The organism is Caloramator sp. ALD01 (assembly GCF_000472625.1).
In the GTDB taxonomy this organism is placed as follows: Bacteria; Bacillota; Clostridia; order Clostridiales; family Caloramatoraceae; genus Thermobrachium; species Thermobrachium proteoclasticum.
Genome location: NZ_AXAA01000053.1, coordinates 1 through 5687, shown reverse-complemented (window position 1 = coordinate 5687; position 5687 = coordinate 1). Strand labels below are relative to the sequence as shown.

6 protein-coding genes and 2 pseudogenes are annotated in these 5687 nt (G+C 26.6%); all 8 read right to left on the bottom strand.

The window, feature by feature from the left end; translation table 11 throughout:
• Window positions 1-397: 397 nt before the first annotated feature.
• The 8 genes and pseudogenes from A3M9_RS0111930 to A3M9_RS0111900 all read right to left on the bottom strand — a co-directional run bounded on the left by A3M9_RS0111930 (window position 398) and on the right by A3M9_RS0111900 (window position 4807).
• Entirely contained in the window at window positions 398-760 is a 363-nt protein-coding gene (locus A3M9_RS0111930; RefSeq protein ID WP_027309395.1) for a hypothetical protein, read from the bottom strand.
• Window positions 757-1149 (bottom strand): hypothetical protein, encoded by a 393-nt coding sequence (locus A3M9_RS0111925; RefSeq protein WP_027309394.1) that lies wholly within the window; start codon window positions 1147-1149, stop codon window positions 757-759. The genes A3M9_RS0111930 and A3M9_RS0111925 overlap by 4 nt, the downstream gene beginning before the upstream one ends.
• A gap of 1765 nt (window positions 1150-2914) precedes the next feature.
• A pseudogene (locus tag A3M9_RS15095) lies at window positions 2915-2983 on the bottom strand (SEC-C metal-binding domain-containing protein); the annotation flags it as partial.
• A gap of 39 nt (window positions 2984-3022) precedes the next feature.
• Window positions 3023-3190, bottom strand: coding sequence for a hypothetical protein (locus tag A3M9_RS14730; protein ID WP_198011972.1), 168 nt, complete (start codon window positions 3188-3190; stop codon window positions 3023-3025).
• Window positions 3181-3303: pseudogene (locus A3M9_RS14935) on the bottom strand (recombinase family protein); the annotation flags it as partial. The pseudogene A3M9_RS14935 and the gene A3M9_RS14730, both read right to left, overlap by 10 nt.
• An 11-nt stretch (window positions 3304-3314) precedes the next feature.
• Window positions 3315-3674, bottom strand: a complete 360-nt coding sequence (locus A3M9_RS13925) for a DUF4351 domain-containing protein (protein ID WP_027309392.1) — start codon at window positions 3672-3674, stop codon at window positions 3315-3317.
• Window positions 3675-3739: 65 nt separating this feature from the next.
• Entirely contained in the window at window positions 3740-3832 is a 93-nt protein-coding gene (locus A3M9_RS14725) for an Rpn family recombination-promoting nuclease/putative transposase (protein ID WP_156897913.1), read from the bottom strand.
• 390 nt (window positions 3833-4222) lie between these two features.
• Window positions 4223-4807, bottom strand: coding sequence for a hypothetical protein (locus tag A3M9_RS0111900; protein ID WP_027309391.1), 585 nt, complete (start codon window positions 4805-4807; stop codon window positions 4223-4225).
• Window positions 4808-5687 lie beyond the last annotated feature (880 nt).

Here is a 5687-nt window from a genome sequence, read left to right as displayed (position 1 = left end):
ATAAGAAAAAGTTGCTACAGAAGTAACTTTGGTATCATTAAATTTTGCTTTCATGTTTAAAAATCTAATTTTCCTCTTTAAATTTTTTTGATTTTGTTGTAAACTATTCATAGAAATCACCCTTTTGTGTTTTGGTTTTGCAATTATATTTTAACACTAAAAAGGGATGATTTCTTTTAATTTTTTTGAACAAAAAATTCTTTAATTTCAATGCCTTTCGGCATCACTTGCCGAATTCAAGTTATATATTTTATTGTATAATCATTTTTATCAACATATTTACTATTCTCTTCAACACCTAAAATATTAATTATTTTCATAATTAACATCTCCTAATTAAAAAATATTTTTATAACTATTTCCTCCTTTAATTTTTAACGCTTACAAATAAATATATCTAATCAACTGTGATATTTATAGTTAGTATATTTTCTTTATTTAGACTTCTTACAAAAGAAAATTTTATTTCTTTTAATGTACATAATTTATTTTTTATTTCACCATTTTTGTCTTTTATTTCAATATCTACAGGAACATCATTTAAAAATATAACATTTTGATTTTTTTTGATTTGTATTTTTTTGTCTTTATAATATAAGTTGAATTTATTGTAAAATTCGTAAAATTCATTAATATCATTTTTTATAAAATACGTATTATTAATATAATAATCTCGACTCAAACTATTTTTAAAATAGTGATGTGGTATAGGAATTCCTGTTATTGTTATAATTTCTTTATTATCATTATTTTTGTTCATAAATATTCTTGATGAAAAATCTGAAAATACATAGTGATGCTTATATTTTTTCCTATATCTTCCGCTGTATATTCGTATAATACATAAAGTGCATTTTGAGAATTTTTATTATAAATTATCATTAATGAATCATTTGATATCATTTCAACATTAAAATTATTAGTTTGCTTTGAAATTAAATCTAATTTATTTTTTATTGTTTTCATATCATCATTTGTATGTAAATACTCACTAGTAGGTGAAGCATATGGTATCTCTAAAGGAATTTCACAATTAATACCGCTAAAATAATCTAATGCCTTAATTTTTGAAAGTTTTTTAAATCCTGTACATGATACAATATTTATAAACATTAATAATATCAATAATGAACATACCTTATTTTTCATATTTCACCCCATAATAAATACTTTGTAGCCTTCACCATAATCATAAGAATTTAGCTCATACTCCTTACAAAACTCTTGAATATATACACATACTTTGAAAAAATTTACACTTATATTGTATTATATTATATATAAATAGACAATATATATTTTTCTATTTTTTACTAAATCATCATACATATAGTGGATATAAGTAACTAATTCCAAAGCTCACACCAAACTTAGCTATTGATTAATTTCTATCTCTTAAAACCTTCATAAACTCCTCTATTCTATCCTTCTTTATAAACCTTTTAAACCTCTGATTTAAACATCTCCAGTTAACTTTCTGTTTCCTTCACACCTTTCAACTAAGATATTATGTCTTGTTATATAATCCTCTTGGTTCTGTGTTTTTGTAACATTATCACGAATTTATATGTATATGGTTGCCAATAAAAAGCAAAAGGGACAGGTATTCTAATTTAATACCCATCCCATTTTTTAAAAACCTTAATAAATTATAGACAACTTATATAAACAGACAAAATTACAATTGTGAAATTTTGTCATTTACGTATTGGAGTTATTGATACCCCACCCTTAGTTATATCATAAAACTCCATAAAAAAATCATTCTTTTTATATTCTTTTATTATCTTGTTATTCCCTATTCTAATTTCAAATATACAAGTATATTTACACTACAAAACAAAAAGCCCTGATTTTTCAAGGCTTCTAAGTATCTGTTGTTCAAATTTAGAATACTCCCCCAATCTAACTTAACTTCCTAAAATCACTCTTAAAAAATTAAGGACGGCCATTCTAATCGAATATCCAGCCCTGACTATTTATAAAGAGCCAATTTTTAATACATAAAAATTACTTCCATACTAAATCCTCAGTATCTTAATTGAAAATTATATTAACCCAAATTTTTTAATCTTTCCTTAATAATTTCTTTCTCTTCATTGCCTGTGGCTACAGAAAGTCCTTTTTGGTAGAATTCTTTTGCTTTAACAGCATCATATATATCGCTTTCATACAAACAATATACATCACCATAAACAATATAACTCCAAGGGTTCTTAGGAAAATCTAATATTAATTTTTCACACTCTTTTTTTGCTTCTTCTAATTTATTTAATCTAACTAAAGACTCAATTATCGCTCTCCTCATCTGATGAATTAATTCCTCTTTTTCATTCCAGAAATAATGTAGAAATTCTTTACAATATTTGATTCTGACTTCAAAATATTTTGGTTCATCAATTCCTGCATTATATAACTCACTCTCTAATTCTTGACAAAAGTCCCTTATGTCAAAACTTCCACAATACTCTTTATCCAAATATTCAAGAGTGTTAAAATCTGTTCTTATTCTATATTTTATCCCTTCCCAAACTTTTAACCATTTATCGCATGCCAAAATTGATTTATTATCATCTAAATATTGATATCCTTCTTCAATCAAATCTGCCATTTGCTCCATAGATAAAGCATTTTCTGGAGCAAACCTTTCCCATAATACCCAAGCTGCATAAAAAGGAAAATCTTCATCTCTTCCTTTAGCTGTCACATTATAAGTATTAAACCAATTTTCAGATATTTGCTCTGCAGAATAATATCTTTCTATATCTTTTAAAAATATTTCTTTATTAAACATTATTCCTATACTTTGTAATTTTTCTATTATTTCTTCATTGCTCATTTCTTTTACTTCTTCATAAGACCATAATTCTAAAAGAAAATTTCTAAAATTATTAAAGCTCACTTCTTGGTTTATTTTATCTATACAACACTTTTTGTATTTCTTACCACTACCACAAGGACAAGGATCATTTCTTCCTACTTTCATAAACAAACCTCCCTATTATTTAAGTTTATATACATATTATAAAGCCTCTAAAATAAAAAAATCAATTGTTTCATCTAAATCTTCAGTGCAACTAAGTTCCTTTACACCTTCCTCATACCCCCTTAAAATTTCTTTCTTATTATTTGTAACCCCATTAAACACCTTAACAAATGCCTTCTTTATTTCATTCCCAATATTCTCCACTGCAAGTTTCCACTTACTGACCTTCTTTCCTCTTGTGCAAATGAAGCGAGGATAGTTAGCATAAGCTCACCATCCCCGCTAATACTGTGAATGTTTTCTTTTTCAAAATATATTTTATTTCAAATTACTTCTTCAAATATTTATTTATTTCATCTATGGTTTTCATATCTAATATATCTTCAACTATAATTTCCAATGTAGCTACATCTAATTCTTGTAATTTCTTTTTTAAATCATCAGATATTATCCCAAACCTTTTAGTCAATAACTTTATTGCTGTTTTTGTTAGTGCCATAGTTTCTCCTTTTTCTATACCTTTCTCCATACCTTTCTCCATACCTTTCTCCATACCTTCTCGTCTAAACATTTCTGCCAATGTCATAGCATACTCACTCCCTTCTATAAATATTTTCTCTATGTCCTTCGTTATCTCCTGAAAATCACTTTCTGTTATTTGTTGATATGAATTAAATATATACCTCATATATGTCTCAAAGTAATGAAGTGCCGTTTGTTTATCCTCAAGTTCTACTAAATACCTTGCCGCATTTAATGCAGATAATTTTTTATAAAATACTTTGCTACCTCTATATCTGAAAAGGTTTCTTTAAAAAATTTATCGTGGGGATTTTGTATCTTCATATTTTCACCTACTAATTTTTCTGTATTACACCAATTTTATATTGATTACAAATTATCTCTTTTATTCTTATATTATTATATTTAATTATTTTTTTCAACTTGTATGCATATCAATATGCAATTTATCTTTTTTTGTTTCACTCATAAGTTATATGTGATATGGCTGCCATTCAAAAAGCAAAAAGCCCTGATTTCTCAAGGCTTCTATCTATTGTATCAATGTGTTGTTCAATATGTCTTTGGAGGATGAAGTTAATACAAGTTTTGATTTCTTAGTTTACTGGAAAGGACAGGCATTCTAATCGAATACCCTCCCTTAGTTTTAACAAAGCTCCTATTTATAAAGACCCATTCTTTAAATTCTAATTTAAAATTGATAAGTATTAAGGTTTAATAATTATTTAGAGCTAAGTTTTCTTCATTATATGAATTTATATATTTCAATATATTTTTTAGATATAAATTATATTTTTCATCTTGTGGTTTTCCAAACCAAACATTCGATTGTCCCATACCATATGAATATCCGTCTCTTCCTGCTCTTGGAACTATTTTTTGTCTTTTGTTTATAGGTAAGAGTACACAATTTTTTGCTTTAGCATAAACATTTTTAGGCCATCCATCTGCATCTTCATAATAGTATCTTGTTACAGTTGCATTTTTATACCAACCAACGATATAACTTTTACCCTTTGTAGGATCTGTCGCTACCCATATAACAAGTACATTATCCGCTTCATCATCTTCTTCACTTATGCCCTCTAATTTTTCAATATGAATTTGATTAAATTTTCCTCGGTTTGATTTTGTAGCTACAAAACCATGAAAACAATCGTCATCATACAATGTAAAATTAAAGCATTCTGCTCCTTCTTTATATTCATTAACCCAAGAACCACCATTAACAGGTACATCATCATCAGTTATTCCATTATAATATTTCATCCATGCTATATTACAAAATAGTACCCTCATCTAAAAAATCACCTCTATTTACTAATTAGCTCAATTTAAAGTTGTACTATATTTGTTAATAAATATTTTAAAATTACAAATTTGACATAAAAATTACCTTATTATTAACAAAGAACCTAAATATTTTACTCACTTCTGCTTTTTATATTAACAATCCCTTCAAACAGGTCATATTCATTTTCACGTGAAGACTTACTAGTAGACCAAGAGGCGCAACAGTTTTAACAATCCCTTCAAACAGGTCATATTCATTTTCACCCTACCCTTTTTAAGCCCTTGAAAAATCTATGTTCTAGAGGTCACTTTTCAAAACCCCCAAAAAAGTCATTTTTTAGCTGCTAAATTATCTCCTATTCATGATATGTATAAAATTTTTATACCTCTCTATCCATTGACAAATCTAATTTTATAAAGGTTTCAAAAAACTCCCCTATGTATAAAGGGTAAAATAGGTTTTTCTATACATTGATTGTATAAAAAATTGAAAAATAAATCTTATTTACTTTATTCTACACATCCACTTATTTTCCTTCTTTTGGACGATAATTTTTTTATCAGATTCCCCTCGTCTGCAAGTCTTTTTACACTACAAAATAAAAAGGTTCTATAATAAATGTTGGGGCGTAGCCCCAGCATATTTTTTTACAAAAAAAATATGCACCTGTTTTAGATGCCTGGTAAAATTAAATTAACTACAAAAATATTACCTGAAAGGAGGCATCCTACAAGTGCACACTAATAATTGTATCAAAAATTTACTTGGTTTTAAAGATGTTATTATAACAAAAGTACTTGATAATGTTTGCTATGAAATTTATTTAGAAATGAAAAAGAAGCCTCATACTTGTCCTCGTTGTAATTCTGAAACTCGTAGAGTTCA

Excerpts from the sequence above, each read along its gene's own strand:
- A3M9_RS0111930 (WP_027309395.1), bottom strand. The coding sequence starts at position 760 with ATGAACAAAAATAATGATAATAAAGAAATTATAACAATAACAGGAATT.
- A3M9_RS14725 (WP_156897913.1), bottom strand. The coding sequence starts at position 3,832 with ATGAAGATACAAAATCCCCACGATAAATTTTTTAAAGAAACCTTTTCA.
- A3M9_RS0111925 (WP_027309394.1), bottom strand. The coding sequence starts at position 1,149 with ATGAAAAATAAGGTATGTTCATTATTGATATTATTAATGTTTATAAAT.
- A3M9_RS0111900 (WP_027309391.1), bottom strand. The coding sequence starts at position 4,807 with ATGAGGGTACTATTTTGTAATATAGCATGGATGAAATATTATAATGGA.
- A3M9_RS13925 (WP_027309392.1), bottom strand. The coding sequence starts at position 3,674 with ATGAGGTATATATTTAATTCATATCAACAAATAACAGAAAGTGATTTT.